We start from the raw sequence: 16,198 nt of genomic DNA on the forward strand, positions 1-16,198 counted from the left end.
CCAATAACAGAAAACTGCTTCACTCGTATTTATCCAGATCAAGCATCGTTTGCCTGATGCCCTCGCATGCCAGGCGCACGGGCGAGCAGCCGGGAGCGGGATGCGCGGCACACCGGATGAACAACGGGAATTCGAGCGGTACGTAAATGGCGGGCGTCCGGTTTCTGGAGCGAATTTGAGCTGATGCAGCCTGCACAGCGTTTCCGGTCGGCCTTTTTCTGTCGCGCCTCAACCCGCAACATGGCTGATGGCACGAAAGTCACAGGGTGGACGTCTTTCAGGCCGATGGTCTGAATATTGCGAGCGCGCTGTCTGAAGCGTTCTGGCCCTCCAGCGGCTCGGCGTGATGAATCCGACACGCGCCCGCCGGGACGAGCAGTTGAACAGTCTGTTGACGAATTACTCGATGAGAACAAACCTGCCAGTCACCGGCCGTGAATTCAAAATTCCTGCCGGTATGACGCTGATGTCCACCACGGACCCGAGCGGTCACATCACCTACGCCAACGCTGCCTTCACGCACGCCAGCGGGTTCGCTCACGACGACCTGATGGGCCAGCCGCACAACATGGTGCGGCACCCGGACATGCCGCCCGCGGCCTTCGCCGACATGTGGGCCACGCTCAAGTCGGGCTTGTCCTGGACGGCGCTGGTCAAGAACCGGCGCAAGAACGGCGACCACTACTGGGTGCAGGCCAATGCCACGCCGATGCGGCGCAACGGCCAGCTGGTGGGCTACATGTCGGTGCGCACCGCGGCCGACCCGCGGCAGGTGCAGGAGGCCGAGAAGCTCTACGCGGACCTGCGCGAGGGCCGCGCCAATGGCCGGCGCCTCTACCGCGGCCTGGTGGTGCGCACGGGCTGGCGCACGCCGCTGTCGCTGTTCCAGCTGATGTCGCTGCGCCTGCGCCTGGCGCTGGGCCTGGGCCTGGCCGGCGCGGTCGCCGCCGTGCCGGCGCTGCTGGCCGCGGCCACGCTGCCGCAGATGCTGACGGTGGCTGGCGCCTGGCTGGGCGGCGTGCTGCTGGGCAGCCTGTTCCTGGGCCAGCAGGTGGTGACGCCGGTGCGCGCCATCCTCGACCACGCCAACCAGGTCGCCAGCGGCGACGTCGAGCCGGTGCCGGGCCTCAACCGCGCCGACGAGATCGGCCTGCTGATGCGCGCGGTCAACCAGGCCGGGCTGAACCTGCGCTCGCTGGTGGACGACGTGGCCGAGCAGGTCGGCGGCCTGGCCACCGCCAGCGCGCAGATCGCCTCGGGCAGCGACGACCTCGCCGGCCGCACCGAGCAGACGGCGGCCAACCTGCAGCAGACCGCCGCCTCGATGGAGCAGATCACGCAGACCATCCAGCAGAACTCGGCCACGTCGAGCGAGGCCCGCTCGCTGGCGGAGCAGGCCTCCGACGTGGCCGCCAACGGCGGCGCGGCGATGCAGCAGGTGCGCACCCAGATGGGCGACATCCAGCACCACAGCGCGCGCATCTCCGACATCAGCGGCGTGATCGACAGCATCGCCTTCCAGACCAACATCCTGGCGCTCAACGCCGCGGTGGAAGCCGCGCGCGCGGGCGAGCAGGGCCGGGGCTTCGCGGTGGTGGCCAGCGAGGTGCGCTCGCTGGCGCAGCGCTCGGCCACGGCGGCGCGCGAGATCAAGTCGCTGATCGAGGAGTCGGTGCAGCGCGTGGACGTGGGCAGCCGGCATGTGGAGCAGGCCGGCGCCACCATCGAGCGCATCATCGAGCAGGTGCGCAAGGTGGCCTCGCTGGTGTCCGACATCTCCGAGGCTTCCGCCCAGCAGGGCCGCGGCGTGGAGCAGGTGCACCAGGCCATCTCCGAGCTCGACAGCACCACGCAGCAGAACGCGGCCCTGGTCGAGCAGAGCGCCTCGGCCGCCTCGGCGCTCAACAACCGCACCCAGCGCCTGGTCGAGGCCATCCACGTGTTCCGCGTCGCGCGCTGACGCGGGCAGGTACCAAGCCCGCAATGGTCAGCGGGAAGAAGTTTCATGCGCAACCTCTACCCACTTCCTGCCTGATGGAGCCTGCCTTCCGGACAGGCCCGTCAGCCGACTTGCCGGCCGCGCCCCCTCTTCAAGCTCATCCGCACGCCGTCTTCGATGTCCTGGTCCACCGCCTCAACGACATCGAATGTCTCCATGCCGCGCAGCCCAGGACGCTGCGGGTCGGCTTCCGAAGGGGGGCCGCGGCGCGCCGCATTTAGAATCCACGCCGTTGGTGCTCGGGTCGGCGCTCTGCCGGCCCGGTTAAACGGGAATCAGGAAGGAAGGCCGCGCCGCGGCATCCGAGCCTGAGCTGCCCCCGCAACGGTCACCGGCCGGAGCCTGCTCAACCGCAAGCTCCACCCGCTTCACGCCCACTGGAAGGCTTGCCTTCTGGGAAGGGAACGCGGGTCGTGCCGCCAGCCCGGATACCGGCCAACGAGGCGCCGCGCTCGATCGTCAGGGTCGGACGCGGCATGTGAGCTTGGGACCCGCGGGGAAGCCGGTCCTGGCGCCCGACGTCTTCGTGTTCCCATGTTCCAGTCTGCGCAGCGCGCCCGGTGCGCTCGTGTCGTCCTGAAGGCGGCTGCCTCGGCCCGCCGGCACCCGTCCACGTGCCTTCGGCACCGTGGTCCGTGCCTGTGAGCGGGACGGCGCGCGCCATGCACCACCTCGTCGTCGGCGGCCAGCGCAGCGGCAAGTCGCGCCATGCGGAAGCGCTGGCACAGGCCTGGCTGCGGCGCGACGCGGCGCATGGTGTCACGGTCGTAGCGACGGCCCAGGCCTGGGACGACGAGATGCGCGCGCGCATCGCCCGCCACCAGGCGGACCGCCCGGCGGGCTTCGACACGCTGGAGGAGCCGCTGCTCCTCACCCAGGCGCTGCGGGCCGCCTCCACGCCGCAGCGGCTGCTGCTGGTGGACTGCCTGACGCTGTGGCTGACCAACTGGCTCATGCCCGCGCAGGGCGAGCCCGACGCCGCCGCCTGGGCCGTCGAGCGCGCCGCGCTGCTGGCGGCGCTGCCCGCCTTGCCGGGCCCGGTGGTGTTCGTCTCCAACGAGGTCGGCTGGGGCGTGAGCCCGCTGTCGCGCGAGGTGCGGCACTTCATCGACGAGCTGGGCCGCCTCAACCAGGACATCGCCCGCCGCTGCGCGCGCCTGACGCTGATGGTGGCGGGGCAGGCGTGGACGCGGGACGTGGAGGAGGGGGCGGCGTGAGGTTGAAGGTCGTCCGCCGAGCGCTGGTCGCCGTGACTGCGGGGCTGCTGTGCTCCGCCCTGCAAGCCCAGACCGCCGTCACCGACGACCGCGGCCAGCGCCGCGAATGGACCGCGCCGCCGCAGCGCATCGTCAGCCTGCTGCCCTCGCTCACCGAGACGCTGTGCGCGCTTGACGGCTGCGCGCGGCTGGTGGGCATCGACCGCCATTCCAGTTTCCCCCCCGCCGTGCAGGCGCTGCCCAGGGTGGGCGGGATGCGCGACGCCTCCGTGGAAGCCATCGCCCGGCTGCGGCCCGACGTGGTGCTGGTGGCACTGTCCTCGCCAGCGATCGAACGCCTGGAGGCGCTGGGCCTGAAGGTGGTGGCGCTGGAGCCGCGCGACTGGGAGGACATGCAGCGCGTGGCGCGCACGCTGGCGCAGCTGCTGGGCGCCTCTGATTCGGCCGGCCAGGCGCAGCGCCTGTGGCGGCAGATGCAGGCCGACGTGGACGCCGCCGCGCGGTCCGTGCCGCCGGCCGGGCGCGGCTTGCGCGTCTATTTCGAGGTGGACAGCGCGCCCTTCGCCGCGGGTGAAAGCTCCTTCATCGGCCAGACGCTGGCGCGGCTGGGCGCGCGCAACGCGGTGCCGGCCACGCTGGGGCCTTTTCCGAAACTCAATCCCGAGTTCGTCGTCCGCGCCGATCCGCAGCTGGTGATCGTGTCGGCACGCAACGCACCAACCTTGGCCGAGCGCCCGGGCTGGGCGCGCATCGACGCGCTGCGCCATGGGCGGGTCTGCGCTTTCGACGCTGCGCAGGGCGACCTGCTGATGCGCCCGGGCCCGCGCATGGGCGAGGCGGCGCGGATCATGGCGCGCTGCCTGGCGCAGGCCGCCGCCGCGCCGGAGAAAGCCCGGTGAGGACGGTGCTGCTGCTGCTCGCCGCCGGCGCGCTGCTCGCGCTGGCCGGCCTGGCCGTGGGCAGCGGCGGCTGGGGGTTCAGCGGCGGCGAGGACGCCTGGATCACCTGGGAGATCCGCCTGCCGCGCTCGCTGGGCGCCTGGCTCACCGGCGCGCTGCTGGGCCTGGCCGGCGCGGTGGCGCAGGGGCTGTTCCGCAATCCGCTGGCCGATCCCTACCTGCTGGGCAGCTCCGCCGGCGCGGCGCTGGGCGTGGCACTGCTGCTGGCCGGCCTGGGCCTGTCGCCCGCCACCGCCGCCTGGAGCCTGCGCCTGGGCCTCACCGGCGCCGCCTTCGTCGGCGCCACGGGCGCGGTGGCGCTGACGCTGCTGCTCTCCGGCGGTGTCAGTGAAACCCTGCGGCTGCTGCTGGCGGGCGTGGTGGTGGGCGTGGTGCTGGGCGCCGTCACGGCGCTGGTGCTGCTGCTGTCGCCCGACATCCTGCAGGCGATGCAGTCCTTCCTGCTGGGCAGCACGGGCTACCTGGGCTGGCGCAGCGTGGCGGTGCTGGCCGGGGTGCTGGCCCTGTGCGCGCCGCTGGCCCTGGCCTGCAGCCGCGCGCTGGACCTGCTCACCCTGGGCGAGGCCACCGCCGCCAGCCTGGGCCTGCGCCTGGCGCTGCTGCGCGTGGCGCTGGTGCTGACGCTGGCGCTGGCCACCGGCGCGGCCGTGGCGCAGGCCGGGCTGATCGCCTTCGTCGGGCTGGTGGCACCGCACCTGGTGCGCCGCAATGCCCGCGGCCATGGCGCGCTGCTGGCGTTGTCGGCCCTGGCCGGCGGCGCGCTGCTGCTGGGCGCCGATTTGCTGGCGCGCGGCCTGATGGCGCCGCAGGAACTGCCCGTGGGCGTGCTCACCGCGCTGCTGGGCGGCTCCTACCTGCTGTGGCGCATGCACCGGGGAGCGGTGGCATGACAGTGATTCCCTTCCACCCCGGCCGCGACCGGCCCCAGGCCGATGCCGCGCTGGAGGCCCACATCGCGCAGCTCGCGCTGGGCGCGCGGCTGGTGCTGGAGGACCTCCACCTGCGCCTGCGCCCCGGCTGCTGGACCGCCATCGTCGGCCCCAACGGCGCGGGCAAGTCCACGCTGCTGCGCGCGCTGGCCGGGCTGCAGGCCTGTGAGGGCGAAGTCCGGCTGCAGGGCCGGCTCCTGGCGCAGTGGCCGGCGCGCGAGCGCGCCCGCGCGCTGGCCTGGCTGGGACAGAACGAGGCGCCGACCGGCGAGCTGCGCGCCGGCGACGTGGTGATGCTGGGCCGCGCCCCGCACCGCGCCTGGCTGGCGCCGGCCTCGGCGGCGGACCACGCCGCCGTGCGCCAGGCGATGGAGGCCACCGGCTGCTGGGCCTGGCGCGAGCGGCGCCTGTCGGCGCTCTCCGGCGGCGAGCGCCAGCGCGTGCTGCTGGCGCGGGCGCTGGCAGTGCAGGCCGTGGTGCTGCTGATGGACGAGCCGCTGGCGCACCTGGACCCGCCGCACCAGGCCGACTGGGTCGAGCTGGTGCGCGCGCTGCGGACGCAGGGCACGGCGGTGGCGAGCGTGCTGCACGAGCTGTCCATCGCGCTGCAGGCCGACGAGCTGATCGTGCTGGCCGGCGGGCGGCTGCTGCACCAGGGCGCGCCGGGCGAGGCCGCCACGCAGCGGGCGCTGCAGCAGGCTTTCAACCACCGGCTGGACATCCTCAACCTGCGCGGGCGCTGGATCGCGCTGCCGCGCGGCGTCCTGCCCGATGAGGGCCGGGCCGATGGCTCGGCTCAGGAGAACCCGCGATGACGAAGTCCCACCCGCCTCGCACCAAGCTTTTGAACCCCGATCCGTTCGTACTGAGGTATCGAAGTACGAATCCGACAGGCTGCGATGGCGGCACCATGGTGAGGGCCGTTCATCCTTCGATACCTCAGGACGAACGGAATACGGGTTCAGAACCGTCTTGGGATTTGTCTAAATCCCCCGTGGACTGCCCCGCTGTCCTGATCAGCGCCCCGGCCTCGGGCCAGGGCAAGACCAGCGTCACGGCCGCCATTGCGCGCCATGCCCTGCGCCAGGGCCGGCGCGTGCGCGTGTTCAAGACCGGGCCGGACTTCATCGACCCGATGCTGCTGGCGCGCGCCAGCGGCGCGCCGGTGCAGCAGCTCGACCTGTTCATGGGCGGGCTGGAGCACTGCCGCGCGCTGCTGCACGCCGCCGCGGCCGAGGCCGACCTGGTGCTGGTCGAGGGCGTGATGGGCCTCTACGACGGCAACCCCAGCAGCGCCGACCTGGCCCAGGCCTTCGGGCTGCCGGTGCTGGCCGTGATCGACGCCGGCGGCATGGCGCAGACCTTCGGCGCCGTGGCGCAGGGCCTGGCCACCTACCGCCCCGGACTGCAACTCGCCGGCGTCATCGCCAACGGCGTGGGCAGCCCCGGCCACGCGGCGATGCTGCGCGAGTCGTTGCCGTCGCAATGGCCGCTGGTCGCGGCGCTGCGGCGCCATGAGGAGCTGGCCTTGCCGGAGCGGCACCTGGGCCTGGTGCAGGCCGCCGAGGTGCCGGACCTGGAAGCGCGGCTGGACCGCTGGGCCCAGGCCTGGGCCGAGGCCGGCGGCGCCGATTACCAGGCGCCCGTGGTGCGTTTCGAGCCCCAAGCGGGCATGGAGCCACCGGCGCCGCTGTTGCGTGGGCAACGTGTTGCCGTGGCGCGCGATGACGCCTTCTCCTTCATGTACCCGGCGAACCTGCAGACGCTGCGCGAGCTGGGCGCGGAAGTCCTCTTCTTCTCGCCCCTGGCCGGCGAGCCGCTGCCGGATTGCGACGCGCTCTGGCTGCCCGGCGGCTACCCGGAGCTGCATGCCGCGGCGCTGTCGGCCAACACCGCTTTCCTGGACGCGCTGCGCGCCCACCACGCCGCCGGCAAGCCACTGTGGGCCGAGTGCGGCGGGATGCTGGTGCTGGCCGAGGCGCTGGTGGATGTGCAGGGCGGGCGCCACGCCATGGCCGGCCTGCTGCCCGGCACCGCCACGATGAAGCCGCGGCTGCAGGCGTTGGGCATGCAGTCGGTGGCCCTGCCCGAAGGCCTGCTGCGCGGCCACAGCTTTCACTACTCCAGCTTTGACACGCCGCTGCAGCCCGTGGCGCGCGGCGTCTCGCCCACGGGCGGACGCGCGGCCGAGGCCGTGTACCGCGTGGGCCGACTCACGGCCAGCTACTTCCACGCCTATTTCCCGTCCAACCCCGGCGCGGTGGCCCGGGTGCTGGGTCCTTGAACCGCCACCGGCCCCTCAACCCAAACTTCAGGAGATCTTCCATGCACATCGAACCCGGCCTGCTGGCCCAGGGCAAGCTCATGTTCGCCAACGTCGCGGCCGTGGCCGTGCTGGCCGCCCACGCGCCGGCGCTGCTGCGCCGCCCCGCGCTGTGGCTGCGCACCGCCATCGCCGCACTGTTCTTCTCGGTGCTGATGCAGAGCTTCCACATGCCTGTCGGCCCCTCGGAGCTGCACCTCATCGGCGCGATGCCGATGTACCTGCTGCTGGGCTTCCTGCCCACGATGTTCGGCTTCGTGGCCGGGCTGCTGCTGCAAGGGCTGGTGTTCGAGCCGCAGGACCTGATGCACCTGGCCGTCAACGCGCTGTCGCTGATCGTGCCGCTGATGGTGGTGCACCACACGCTGGGCCGCGCCGCCGACGGCAGCCTGCGCCGCATCGTGCGCCTGGACGCCGTGTACTACGCCGGCGTGACGCTGATGGTGGGCTTCTGGCTGGCCCTGGGCGAGCAGGCCACGGCGCTGTCCGACTGGGCCGTGTTCGCTGCCTCGTACCTGAGCGTGGCCGCGCTGGAGCCGGTGTTCACCTTCGCCCTGGTGCGCGGGGTGGCCACCGTGCGGGACCAGGCCTGGGCCCGCGCCTGCCTGGACGAGCGCCTGACGGCCTCGGCCTGATTCCACTGACGCACAGGGAGCAGCAACGATGCGCGGCACCGTCTGGTTCGTGGGCGCCGGTCCGGGCGACCCCGAGCTCATCACCGTCAAGGGCCGCTCGCTGATCGAGCGGGCCGGGGCGATCCTGTTTGCCGGATCGCTGGTCAACGAGGCGGCCACGCGCTGGGCGCCCGCGGGCTGCGAGATCGCCGACAGCAAGGACATGACGCTGGAACAGATGGCCGCCTGGCTCATCGAGCGCGCCGCCCGCCACGCCACCGTGGTGCGGCTGCAGACCGGCGACCCGGCGCTCTACGGCACGCTCATCGAGATGGTGCAGCCGCTGGACGCCGCCGGCATCCCGGTGGCGGTGGTGCCGGGCGTGTCCTCGGCCATGGCTTCCGCTGCCGCCGCGGTGGAAAGTTTCACCTTGCCGGAAGTCACGCAGACAACGATCTTCACCCGGGTGGAAGGGCGCACGCCCATGCCCGAAGGCGAGTCGCTGCGCGAGCTGGCGGCGCACCGCTGCACCCTGTGCATCTTTTTGTCGATCACGCTGCTGCACAAGGTGGAAACCGAGCTGCGCGCGGCGGGCTGGCCCGAGGACGCGCCCGTCGTGGTGGTCCACAAGGCCAGCTGGCCGGGCGAGGAGCGCATCCTGCGCGGCACGCTGGCCACCATCAAGCGGCAGTGCCGCGACGCCGGCATCGTCAGCCAGTCCATGGTCATCGTCAGCCCCACGCTGGGCTCGCGGCACTGGCCCGAGCTCACGCGCTCGCGGCTGTACGACCCCAGTTTCACCCACCGTTTCCGCCGGGCCAGCGTGCCCGGCACGCCGGCCCCGGAGGCCCCATGACCGACACCATCCTGCTCGTGGGCCACGGCTCGCGCGAAGACAGCGGCAACCAGGAGATCCGCGAGTTCGTCGAGCTCTGGCGCGCGCGCCAGCCGGGCTGGCGCATCGAGGTCTGCTTCATCGAGTTCGCGCCGCCCTCGCTGCACGACGGCCTGCTCACTGCAGCCAAAGGTTCCTCCCGCGTGCTGGTGCTGCCGCTGATCCTCAATGCCGCGGGCCACGTGAAGATGGAGATTCCCGAGGCCATCGAGCACGCGCGCGAACACTGCCCCGGCACCGAATTCCTGTACGGGCCGCACCTGACGGCGTGCGACCCGATCCTGGCCATCCTCAAGCGCCGCCTGCGCAAGGCCATGGCCGCGCTGGACATGCCCGACCCCACCACCACCGGCGTGGTGCTGCTGGGCCGCGGCTCGTCTGATCGCGCCGCCAACGGCGACATGGCCAAGATGGCGCGCTGGCTGATGGAGGAGGGCGACCACGAGCTGGTGGACCTCGCCTTCACCGGCATCACCTGGCCGCGCCTGGAACGCGTGGTGCAGCGCCAGGTGCTACTGGGCATGCGCCAGGTCGTGGTGCTGCCCTACTACCTCTACACCGGCACGCTGATGCAGCGCATCCACCGCCAGGTCGAGCACCTGCGCGTGCAGTACCCGCAGATGCGCTTCACCTGCACCACGCACTTCGGCTTCGAGAAGGAAATCTTCGAATTGCTGGAGCAGCGCGTGGCGGACCTGCGCGGCGGCGTGGCCGAGGCGAAGCTGCCCTGTGACGGCTGCCGCTTCCGCGAGATCGCGCACGAGCTGGGCCACGGCCACTCGCACGAGCACACGCATGCGCACCATGCCGCGCCGGCGCAGGAGCACGCGCACGGGCAGGTGGTGCACGTACACGGCCATCACCACGGCCATGACCACGCTCACGGCCACGAGCACCATCACGAGCAGGTGAGCGCATGAGCAGCGTGAACACCGTCACCGAGCAGCTCACCCGCGCCGGGCAGGCCATCGAGCACGACAGTTTCGCCATCATCGACGCCGAGGTCGGCCCGCATGGCTACGCGCCGGAGCAGTGGCCGATCGTGCGGCGCATGATCCACGCCAACGCCGACTTCGAGTTCAACGGCCTGACGGACTTCCATCCCGACGCGGTGGAGGCCGGCATCCAGGCCCTGCTGCGCGGCGGCAGCGCCGTGGTGGCCGACGTGGAGATGATCTGCTCGGGCCTGTCGCAGCCGCGGCTGGCGCACTTCGGCGTGCGCACGCACCAGTTCATCAGCGACCCCGACGTGATCGAGGCCGCCAAGGCCGAGGACACCACCCGCGCGGTGCAGGCCATGCGCAAGGCGGCGCGGCTGGGCCTGCTGCGGGGCGCCATCGTGGGCATCGGCAACGCGCCCACGGCGCTGATCGAGCTGGTGCGCCTGATCCGCGAGGAGGGCGTGCGGCCGGCGCTGGTGGTGGGCATGCCGGTGGGCTTCGTCTCGGCGGCCGAGTCCAAGGACCTGATGGCCGAGGTGAACGAGGTGCCCTGGATCGTGATCCGCGGGCGCAAGGGCGGCTCCACGCTGGTGGTGGCCGCCATCCACGCGCTGCTGTCGCTGGCCGAGGCGCGGCAGCGCGCGGGGCAGGTGGGGTAAGGGAAGGGGCGGGTGATGTCGTTTCCGTTGAACCTTCACGCAGGCCGCAGAAGAAACGTCGTCATGCCCGCGCACGCGGGCATCCAAGTTCTGCAGCCTGACGCAGCGCCAGCCGAAAGCCGCCGTCCTGGCGGACGGCCCAACATGGATGCCCGCGTACGCGGGCATGACGACGGAGTGGCTGACGGCGCTGCACGGCGGTTTGCCGACGGAGTGCCCGCATGACCCGACTCCCAGGAGCCCAGCCATGATGGAAAAGACCGTCAAGCGCGGCACCCGCACCGGCTTCACTACAGGCGCCTGCGCCGCCGCCGCCGCGCGCGCGGCGGTGGAAGGCCTGGTCACGGGCCAGGTGCCGGCGGAGATGGAGTCGCTGCTGCCCAACGGCCAGCGCGTGCGCTTCGCCGTGCACGACGGGCGCTGCGACGGCACGCACGCGCATGCGATGGTGGTGAAGTTCGCCGGCGACGACCCGGACTGCACCGACGGCGCGCACCTCACCGCCGACGTGCAGCGGCTGCCCGGCGCGGCCGGCCGCTTCGAGCTGCGTGGCGGCGTGGGCGTGGGCACCGTCACGCTGCCGGGCCTGGGCCTGGAAGTGGGCGGGCCCGCCATCAACCCCGTCCCCCGCCGCAACATCGAGGACAACGTGCGCGAGGCTGCCGGCGAGCTGCTGCGGCGCGACGGCCTGGCCGTGGCCATCTCGGTGCCGCAGGGCGAGGAGATGGCCAAGAAGACGCTCAATGCCCGGCTCGGCATCCTGGGCGGCATCTCGATCCTGGGCACCACCGGCATCGTCAAGCCCTACAGCACCGCGGCCTACCGTGCCAGCGTGGTGCAGGGCGTGGAGGTGGCCGCCACCACCGGCGCCGGCACCGTGGTGCTGACCACGGGCGGGCGCACCGAGAAATTCGCCTTCGCCGAGTTGCCGGAACTGCCCGAGGCCTGCTTCGTGCAGATGGGCGACTTCCTGCGCTACGCGCTGGACACGGCCGTGGCCGTGGGCCTGACGCGCGTGGTCATCGGCGGCATGGTGGGCAAGCTCACCAAGATCGCGCAGGGCGAAACCATCACCCACGCCAACCGCGCCGAGGTGGACACCGCGCTGCTGGCGGAGCTGGCCGCGGGCATCGGCGCGCCGGCCGAGGAATGCGCCGCCATCGCCGCAGCCGAGACCGCGCGCTTCGCGGCCGAGCGCATGCAGGCGCTGGGGCTGCTGGAAGCTTTTCATACCGCCCTGGCGCGCAGGGTGGTGCAGACCGTGACCGGGCGCTACCCGGGCCAGTTCAGGCTCGACGTGCTGGTCTGCGATTTCGACGGCAAGAAGATTGCGGAGGCATCGTCCCATGCAGGATGAAGGGAACGAACACGGCCAGCGCCCGCCGCGCTGCCGCATCGTCGGCGTGCTCGACGACGGACCATCAAGCCTGGGCGCGCAGGCGCTGAAGGCCCTGGCGGATGCGGACCTGGTGATCGGCGCGAAGCGCACGCTGGCGCTGCTGGAGGCGCGGCTCAACCCGGAGGCGGAGCGGCGCGAGCTGGGCGCGCTGTCGGCCGTGGTGGAGGACGTGCGCGCGGCGCAGGCCGCCGGCCAGCGCTGCGTGGTGCTGGCCACCGGCGACCCGCTGTGCCACGGCATTGCCGGCTACCTGGCCACGCGGCTGTGCCTGGAGGCCATCGAGGTGCTGCCCAATCTCTCCACCATCCAGCTCGCCTGCGCGCGCGTGGGCCTGGTGTGGCAGGAGCTCAAGATCGCCAGCATCCACGCCAAGGACGCGGGCGAGTGGACTGTGGGCGCCGACCCGCGCCACGGCCTGTACGCGCTGGCGCAGGCGCTGCGCCGGCACGAGCGCCTGGCGGTGCTGACCAGCCCGGACAACACGCCCGACCGCGTCGCGCGGCTGCTGCTGGCCGAAGGCCTGGGTGATGACTTCCAGCTCGCCGTGGCCGAGCGGCTGCTGCAGGCCGGGGAGCGCATCGTCACCGGGCTGAGCGTGGCGCAAGCCGCCGAGCAGCGCTTTGCCGACCCGAACGTGCTGCTGCTGTGGCGCACGGCGCCGAAGCCGGCCGCGGTGCGCTTCGGGCTGCCCGATGCCTCCTTCGAGCAGCGCCAGCCCGAGAAGGGATTGATCACCAAGCACGAGGTGCGGGCGGTGTCGCTGGCGCGGCTGCAGTTGCGCGAGGACAGCATCGTCTGGGACATCGGCGCCGGCTCCGGCTCGGTGGGCCTGGAAGCGGCGCGGCTGTGTCCGGCCGGGCATGTCTATGCCATCGAGAAGAACGCCGACGACTTCGCCATTGCCGGGCGCAACCAACGCGCCTTCGGCCTTTCGAACCACACGCTGGTGCACGGCAAGGCGCCCGAGGGGCTGGACGGCTGGCTGGACCCGGACGCGGTGTTCATCGGCGGCTCCGGCGGCGAGCTGGCCGAGCTGATCGCGCTGTGCCTGCGCCGGTTGAAACCCGGCGGCACGCTGGTGATGAACTTCGTGACGCTGGAGAACCTGGCGCTGGCCACCGAAACCCTGCGCGCCGCCGGCGCCGCCTGGGACGTGGTGATGCTGCAGGCCTCGCGCAGCAAGCCCATCCTGCAGATGCACCGCATGGCGGCCGAGAACCCGGTGTGGATCGTGTGCGCCCAACGCGGAGAAGCCGCATGAACGACAAGACCAAGACGTTTCCCATGGGCCGCCTCATCGGCGTAAGCCTGGGCCCGGGCGATCCGGGGCTGATCACGCGCGCCTCCTGGGCCCAGCTGCAGCGCCGCGACGCGCTGTGGACCTACCCGCAGCGCAGCACCAAGACGCCGAGCTACGCCTTCGACATCGTGCAGCGCGCCGGGCTGGAGCCGCCGGAAGGCCACCAGGCGCTGCTGTTCCCGATGACGCATGACGAGGAAAAGCTGCTGCGCAGCTGGCAGCGCGCCGCCGACACCGTGCTGCCCGTGCTGCGCGCCGGGCGCGACGTGCTGTTCCTGGTCGAGGGCGACGCCAGCACCTACGCCACCTTCGGCCACCTCGCCCGCACGCTGCGGGCGCTGGAGCCGGCGGTTGAAGTCGAAACCATCGCCGGCGTCAACGCCTTCGTGGCGGCGGCCGCCACGCTGGGCCGGCCGCTGTCGGAGCAGGACGACACCATCGCCGTGGTGCCCGCCGCCTATGGCGTCGCGGCCGTGGACCGGCTGCTCAAGGACTTCGACACCCTGGTGCTGCTGAAGGTCAAGCCGCTGATGGAGGACCTGCTGGACTGGCTGGAGCGGCGCGGGCTGCTGGCCGGCACGGCCTTCATCGAGCGTTGCGGCGCGCCGGATGAGCGCGTGCTGCGCGGCGAGCAGATCCTGAGCCTGTGCGGCCAGAAGGTGAGCTACCTGTCGCTGATGCTGGTGCACAACCCGCACCGCATCCGCGGCGAACGCGTGCGCGGCTGCCTCAAGAAGAACAGTCCGGCGCCTGAAGCCCAACCCGCGGAGATCGAGGAATGAGCAGCAATGACCCCCGGCTGGCGATCGTCGCCATCACCAGGCATGGCGCGCAGCAGGCGGCCGAGCTGGCCTCGAAGCTGCCGCAGGCGCAGGTCGTGACCAGCGAGAAGTTCGCATCCACCTTTGCCGGGCTGTCCAACCCGGTGCGGGCCTACGGCGGCGCGCTGCGCGACGAGATCGGCGCGCTGTTCGAGGGCTTCGACCAGCTCGTGTTCTTCGTGTCGCTGGGCGCGGTGGTGCGCCTGATCGCGCCGCACCTCAAATCCAAGGACGAGGACCCGGGCGTTACGGTGGTGGACGACGCCGGCCGCTTCGTCATCCCGGTGCTGTCCGGTCACGTGGGCGGCGCCAACGCCTGCGCCGAGGCAGTGGCGGCGCTGCTGGGCGCCACGCCGGTGGTGACGACCGCGTCGGACGTGGTCAAGACCATTCCCGTGGACATCCTCGGCCGCGAGCTCGGCTGGCGCGTGGAGGCGCCCAAGCTCAACGTGACGCGCGTGTCGGCTCATGTCGTCAACGGCGAGCCCATCGCCTTCGTGCAGGAGGCGGGCAGCCCGCACTGGTGGACACGGCCGACGCCGCTGCCCGAGAACATCCACCGCTTCAGCCGCTTCGAGGACGTGGACCTGGCGCGCTTCCGCGCCGTGCTGTGGGTGACGCAGCGCGACATCGGCGCCGACACCTGGGAGCAGCTGAACGAGCGCCTGGTGGTGTACCGCCCGCCGCTGGAAGGCGCCGCGGCATGACCCGTGTCGCGCTGGGGCTGGGCTGCGACCGCGGCACGCCGCTGGAAACCATTGAAGACGCCGTGACGCAGGCGCTGGCGCAGGCCGGCGTGGGGCTGGAGGCGGTCGCCGCGGCGGCCAGCATCGACCTCAAGGCCGACGAGGTGGGATTGCTGGGCCTGGCCCGGCGCCACGGCTGGCCGCTGCGCTTCTACGCCGCGGCCGAGCTGGCGGGGGTGGCGGTGCCGAACCCCTCGGAGACCGTGCGCCGCTACACCGGCACGCCCTCGGTGAGCGAGGCCGCGGCGCTGCTGGCGGCCGGCGCGGACATGACGGCGCTGCTGGTCGAGAAACACAAGTACCGCGGCCCGGACGGCCGCAACGCCACCGTGTCGGTGGCACGCATCCATCAGTGAAGGACAAGGAATGAGCGAGATCGACACCGGCGTTGCCGCTGCTGAAGCCGAAGCGAGCCCCGTGGGCAAGATCATGCTGGTGGGCATCGGCCCGGGCAGCGTGGAGCACATGACGCAGCGCGCGCGCGACGCCATCGCCGAGGCCGACGTGGTGGTGGGCTACGTCACCTACATCAAGCTCGTGGCCGACCTGCTCGACGGCAAGGAAGTCGTGCGCAAGGGCATGACCGAGGAGCTGGACCGCGCCGTCCACGCCCTGGAAGCCGCGCGCGCGGGCAAGAAAGTGGCCTTGATTTCCTCGGGCGACGCCGGCGTCTACGGCATGGCGGGCCCGACCTACGAGGTGCTGTTCCAGGCCGGCTGGACGCCCGACGACCCGGTGCAGCTGGAGATCGTTCCCGGCGCCTCGGCGCTCAATGCCTGCGCCGCGCTGGTGGGCGCGCCGCTGACGCACGACTTCTGTGCCATCTCGCTGAGCGACCTGCTCACGCCCTGGCCCGTGATCGCGCGCCGGCTCGATGCCGTGGCCTATGCCGACTTCGTGGTCGCCCTCTACAACCCCAAGAGCGGCCGGCGCACGCGCCAGATCGTGGAGGCGCAGCGCTTGTTCCTGCGCCACCGCCGCCCGGACACGCCGGTGGCCATCGTCAAGAGCGCGTACCGGCGCCGGCAGCACATCGAGTTCACCACGCTGGACAAGATGACCGACAGCGACATCGGCATGCTCAGCACGGTGCTCATCGGCAACAGCAGCACTTTCGTGCGCGACGGGCTGATGGTCACGCCGCGCGGCTACGCCAACAAGTACGACGTGGAGCAGGGCTTCGAGACCCGCGACGGCGAGAAGGCCGGGCGCTCGCTGAGTACCGGCCTGCTGGGCTGGCTGGAGACCTTGCAGGCGCAACACACCGAGGGCCACACCGTGGCCGACCTGGCGCGCCTGCACCGGCTGCCGGTGGAGTACATCGCGGCGACGCTGGCGGAGCCGGTGGAGGTGGGGGCCGTGGCTGCGGTGGGCGAAGCGGAAGGGGAGGGCTGAC

The 16,198-nt window shown here is 72.0% G+C and carries 16 protein-coding genes and 1 riboswitch; all 16 genes read left to right on the plus strand.

Annotation, left to right across the window (positions count from 1 at the left end; genetic code table 11):
- The first annotated feature begins 457 nt into the window (after window positions 1–457).
- The 16 genes from HHL10_RS13525 to cobJ all read left to right on the plus strand — a co-directional run bounded on the left by HHL10_RS13525 (window position 458) and on the right by cobJ (window position 16,197).
- Window positions 458–1,960 carry a methyl-accepting chemotaxis protein gene (locus HHL10_RS13525; RefSeq protein WP_235971439.1) on the plus strand — a complete coding sequence of 501 codons (1,503 nt, stop codon included), beginning with the start codon at window positions 458–460 and terminating at the stop codon, window positions 1,958–1,960.
- A 255-nt stretch (window positions 1,961–2,215) separates the two neighbouring features.
- Window positions 2,216–2,453, plus strand: a riboswitch (cobalamin riboswitch).
- 208 nt (window positions 2,454–2,661) lie between these two features.
- Window positions 2,662–3,216 carry a bifunctional adenosylcobinamide kinase/adenosylcobinamide-phosphate guanylyltransferase gene (gene cobU, locus HHL10_RS13530; RefSeq protein WP_169160899.1) on the plus strand — a complete coding sequence of 185 codons (555 nt, stop codon included), beginning with the start codon at window positions 2,662–2,664 and terminating at the stop codon, window positions 3,214–3,216.
- Window positions 3,213–4,115, plus strand: coding sequence for an ABC transporter substrate-binding protein (locus HHL10_RS13535; RefSeq protein WP_169160900.1), 903 nt, complete (start codon window positions 3,213–3,215; stop codon window positions 4,113–4,115). Before cobU ends, HHL10_RS13535 begins: the two co-directional genes overlap by 4 nt.
- On the plus strand, window positions 4,112–5,065 hold the full coding sequence (locus tag HHL10_RS13540) for a FecCD family ABC transporter permease (RefSeq protein ID WP_310734592.1): 954 nt from the start codon (window positions 4,112–4,114) through the stop codon (window positions 5,063–5,065). Before HHL10_RS13535 ends, HHL10_RS13540 begins: the two co-directional genes overlap by 4 nt.
- Complete coding sequence (locus HHL10_RS13545; protein ID WP_169160901.1) at window positions 5,062–5,919, plus strand: ABC transporter ATP-binding protein; 858 nt, start codon at window positions 5,062–5,064, stop codon at window positions 5,917–5,919. The genes HHL10_RS13540 and HHL10_RS13545 overlap by 4 nt, the downstream gene beginning before the upstream one ends.
- A 179-nt stretch (window positions 5,920–6,098) precedes the next feature.
- Entirely contained in the window at window positions 6,099–7,388 is a 1,290-nt protein-coding gene (locus tag HHL10_RS13550) for a cobyrinic acid a,c-diamide synthase CobB (RefSeq protein WP_310734593.1), read from the plus strand.
- A 41-nt stretch (window positions 7,389–7,429) separates the two neighbouring features.
- Window positions 7,430–8,062 carry an energy-coupling factor ABC transporter permease gene (locus tag HHL10_RS13555; protein ID WP_169160903.1) on the plus strand — a complete coding sequence of 211 codons (633 nt, stop codon included), beginning with the start codon at window positions 7,430–7,432 and terminating at the stop codon, window positions 8,060–8,062.
- 28 nt (window positions 8,063–8,090) lie between these two features.
- Window positions 8,091–8,897: a precorrin-4 C(11)-methyltransferase gene (gene cobM / locus HHL10_RS13560; RefSeq protein ID WP_169160904.1), complete on the plus strand. Its 807-nt coding sequence runs from the start codon at window positions 8,091–8,093 to the stop codon at window positions 8,895–8,897.
- Window positions 8,894–9,856 (plus strand): sirohydrochlorin chelatase, encoded by a 963-nt coding sequence (locus tag HHL10_RS13565; RefSeq protein ID WP_169160905.1) that lies wholly within the window; start codon window positions 8,894–8,896, stop codon window positions 9,854–9,856. Before cobM ends, HHL10_RS13565 begins: the two co-directional genes overlap by 4 nt.
- Complete coding sequence (locus tag HHL10_RS13570; RefSeq protein WP_169160906.1) at window positions 9,853–10,536, plus strand: precorrin-8X methylmutase; 684 nt, start codon at window positions 9,853–9,855, stop codon at window positions 10,534–10,536. Before HHL10_RS13565 ends, HHL10_RS13570 begins: the two co-directional genes overlap by 4 nt.
- Window positions 10,537–10,783: 247 nt before the next feature.
- On the plus strand, window positions 10,784–11,893 hold the full coding sequence (locus HHL10_RS13575) for a cobalt-precorrin-5B (C(1))-methyltransferase (protein ID WP_169160907.1): 1,110 nt from the start codon (window positions 10,784–10,786) through the stop codon (window positions 11,891–11,893).
- Window positions 11,883–13,196 carry a precorrin-6y C5,15-methyltransferase (decarboxylating) subunit CbiE gene (gene cbiE / locus HHL10_RS13580; RefSeq protein ID WP_169160908.1) on the plus strand — a complete coding sequence of 438 codons (1,314 nt, stop codon included), beginning with the start codon at window positions 11,883–11,885 and terminating at the stop codon, window positions 13,194–13,196. Before HHL10_RS13575 ends, cbiE begins: the two co-directional genes overlap by 11 nt.
- Window positions 13,193–14,017, plus strand: coding sequence for a precorrin-2 C(20)-methyltransferase (gene cobI, locus HHL10_RS13585; RefSeq protein WP_169160909.1), 825 nt, complete (start codon window positions 13,193–13,195; stop codon window positions 14,015–14,017). The genes cbiE and cobI overlap by 4 nt, the downstream gene beginning before the upstream one ends.
- Complete coding sequence (locus HHL10_RS13590) at window positions 14,014–14,763, plus strand: cobalamin biosynthesis central domain-containing protein (protein WP_169160910.1); 750 nt, start codon at window positions 14,014–14,016, stop codon at window positions 14,761–14,763. The genes cobI and HHL10_RS13590 overlap by 4 nt, the downstream gene beginning before the upstream one ends.
- Entirely contained in the window at window positions 14,760–15,158 is a 399-nt protein-coding gene (locus HHL10_RS13595) for a cobalamin biosynthesis protein (RefSeq protein ID WP_169160911.1), read from the plus strand. Before HHL10_RS13590 ends, HHL10_RS13595 begins: the two co-directional genes overlap by 4 nt.
- A 10-nt stretch (window positions 15,159–15,168) precedes the next feature.
- Window positions 15,169–16,197 (plus strand): precorrin-3B C(17)-methyltransferase, encoded by a 1,029-nt coding sequence (gene cobJ, locus HHL10_RS13600; protein WP_169160912.1) that lies wholly within the window; start codon window positions 15,169–15,171, stop codon window positions 16,195–16,197.
- Window position 16,198: the final 1 nt, after the last annotated feature.

Source organism: Azohydromonas caseinilytica (assembly GCF_012927045.1).
Classification (GTDB): Bacteria; Pseudomonadota; Gammaproteobacteria; order Burkholderiales; family Burkholderiaceae_C; genus Azohydromonas; species Azohydromonas caseinilytica.

Coding starts and splice junctions, on each gene's coding strand:
- HHL10_RS13575 (WP_169160907.1), top strand. CDS start 10,784: ATGATGGAAAAGACCGTCAAGCGCGGCACCCGCACCGGCTTCACTACA.
- cobJ (WP_169160912.1), top strand. CDS start 15,169: ATGAGCGAGATCGACACCGGCGTTGCCGCTGCTGAAGCCGAAGCGAGC.
- HHL10_RS13555 (WP_169160903.1), top strand. CDS start 7,430: ATGCACATCGAACCCGGCCTGCTGGCCCAGGGCAAGCTCATGTTCGCC.
- cbiE (WP_169160908.1), top strand. CDS start 11,883: ATGCAGGATGAAGGGAACGAACACGGCCAGCGCCCGCCGCGCTGCCGC.
- HHL10_RS13570 (WP_169160906.1), top strand. CDS start 9,853: ATGAGCAGCGTGAACACCGTCACCGAGCAGCTCACCCGCGCCGGGCAG.
- cobU (WP_169160899.1), top strand. CDS start 2,662: ATGCACCACCTCGTCGTCGGCGGCCAGCGCAGCGGCAAGTCGCGCCAT.
- HHL10_RS13545 (WP_169160901.1), top strand. CDS start 5,062: ATGACAGTGATTCCCTTCCACCCCGGCCGCGACCGGCCCCAGGCCGAT.
- HHL10_RS13590 (WP_169160910.1), top strand. CDS start 14,014: ATGAGCAGCAATGACCCCCGGCTGGCGATCGTCGCCATCACCAGGCAT.
- HHL10_RS13595 (WP_169160911.1), top strand. CDS start 14,760: ATGACCCGTGTCGCGCTGGGGCTGGGCTGCGACCGCGGCACGCCGCTG.
- HHL10_RS13565 (WP_169160905.1), top strand. CDS start 8,894: ATGACCGACACCATCCTGCTCGTGGGCCACGGCTCGCGCGAAGACAGC.
- HHL10_RS13525 (WP_235971439.1), top strand. CDS start 458: ATGACGCTGATGTCCACCACGGACCCGAGCGGTCACATCACCTACGCC.
- cobM (WP_169160904.1), top strand. CDS start 8,091: ATGCGCGGCACCGTCTGGTTCGTGGGCGCCGGTCCGGGCGACCCCGAG.
- cobI (WP_169160909.1), top strand. CDS start 13,193: ATGAACGACAAGACCAAGACGTTTCCCATGGGCCGCCTCATCGGCGTA.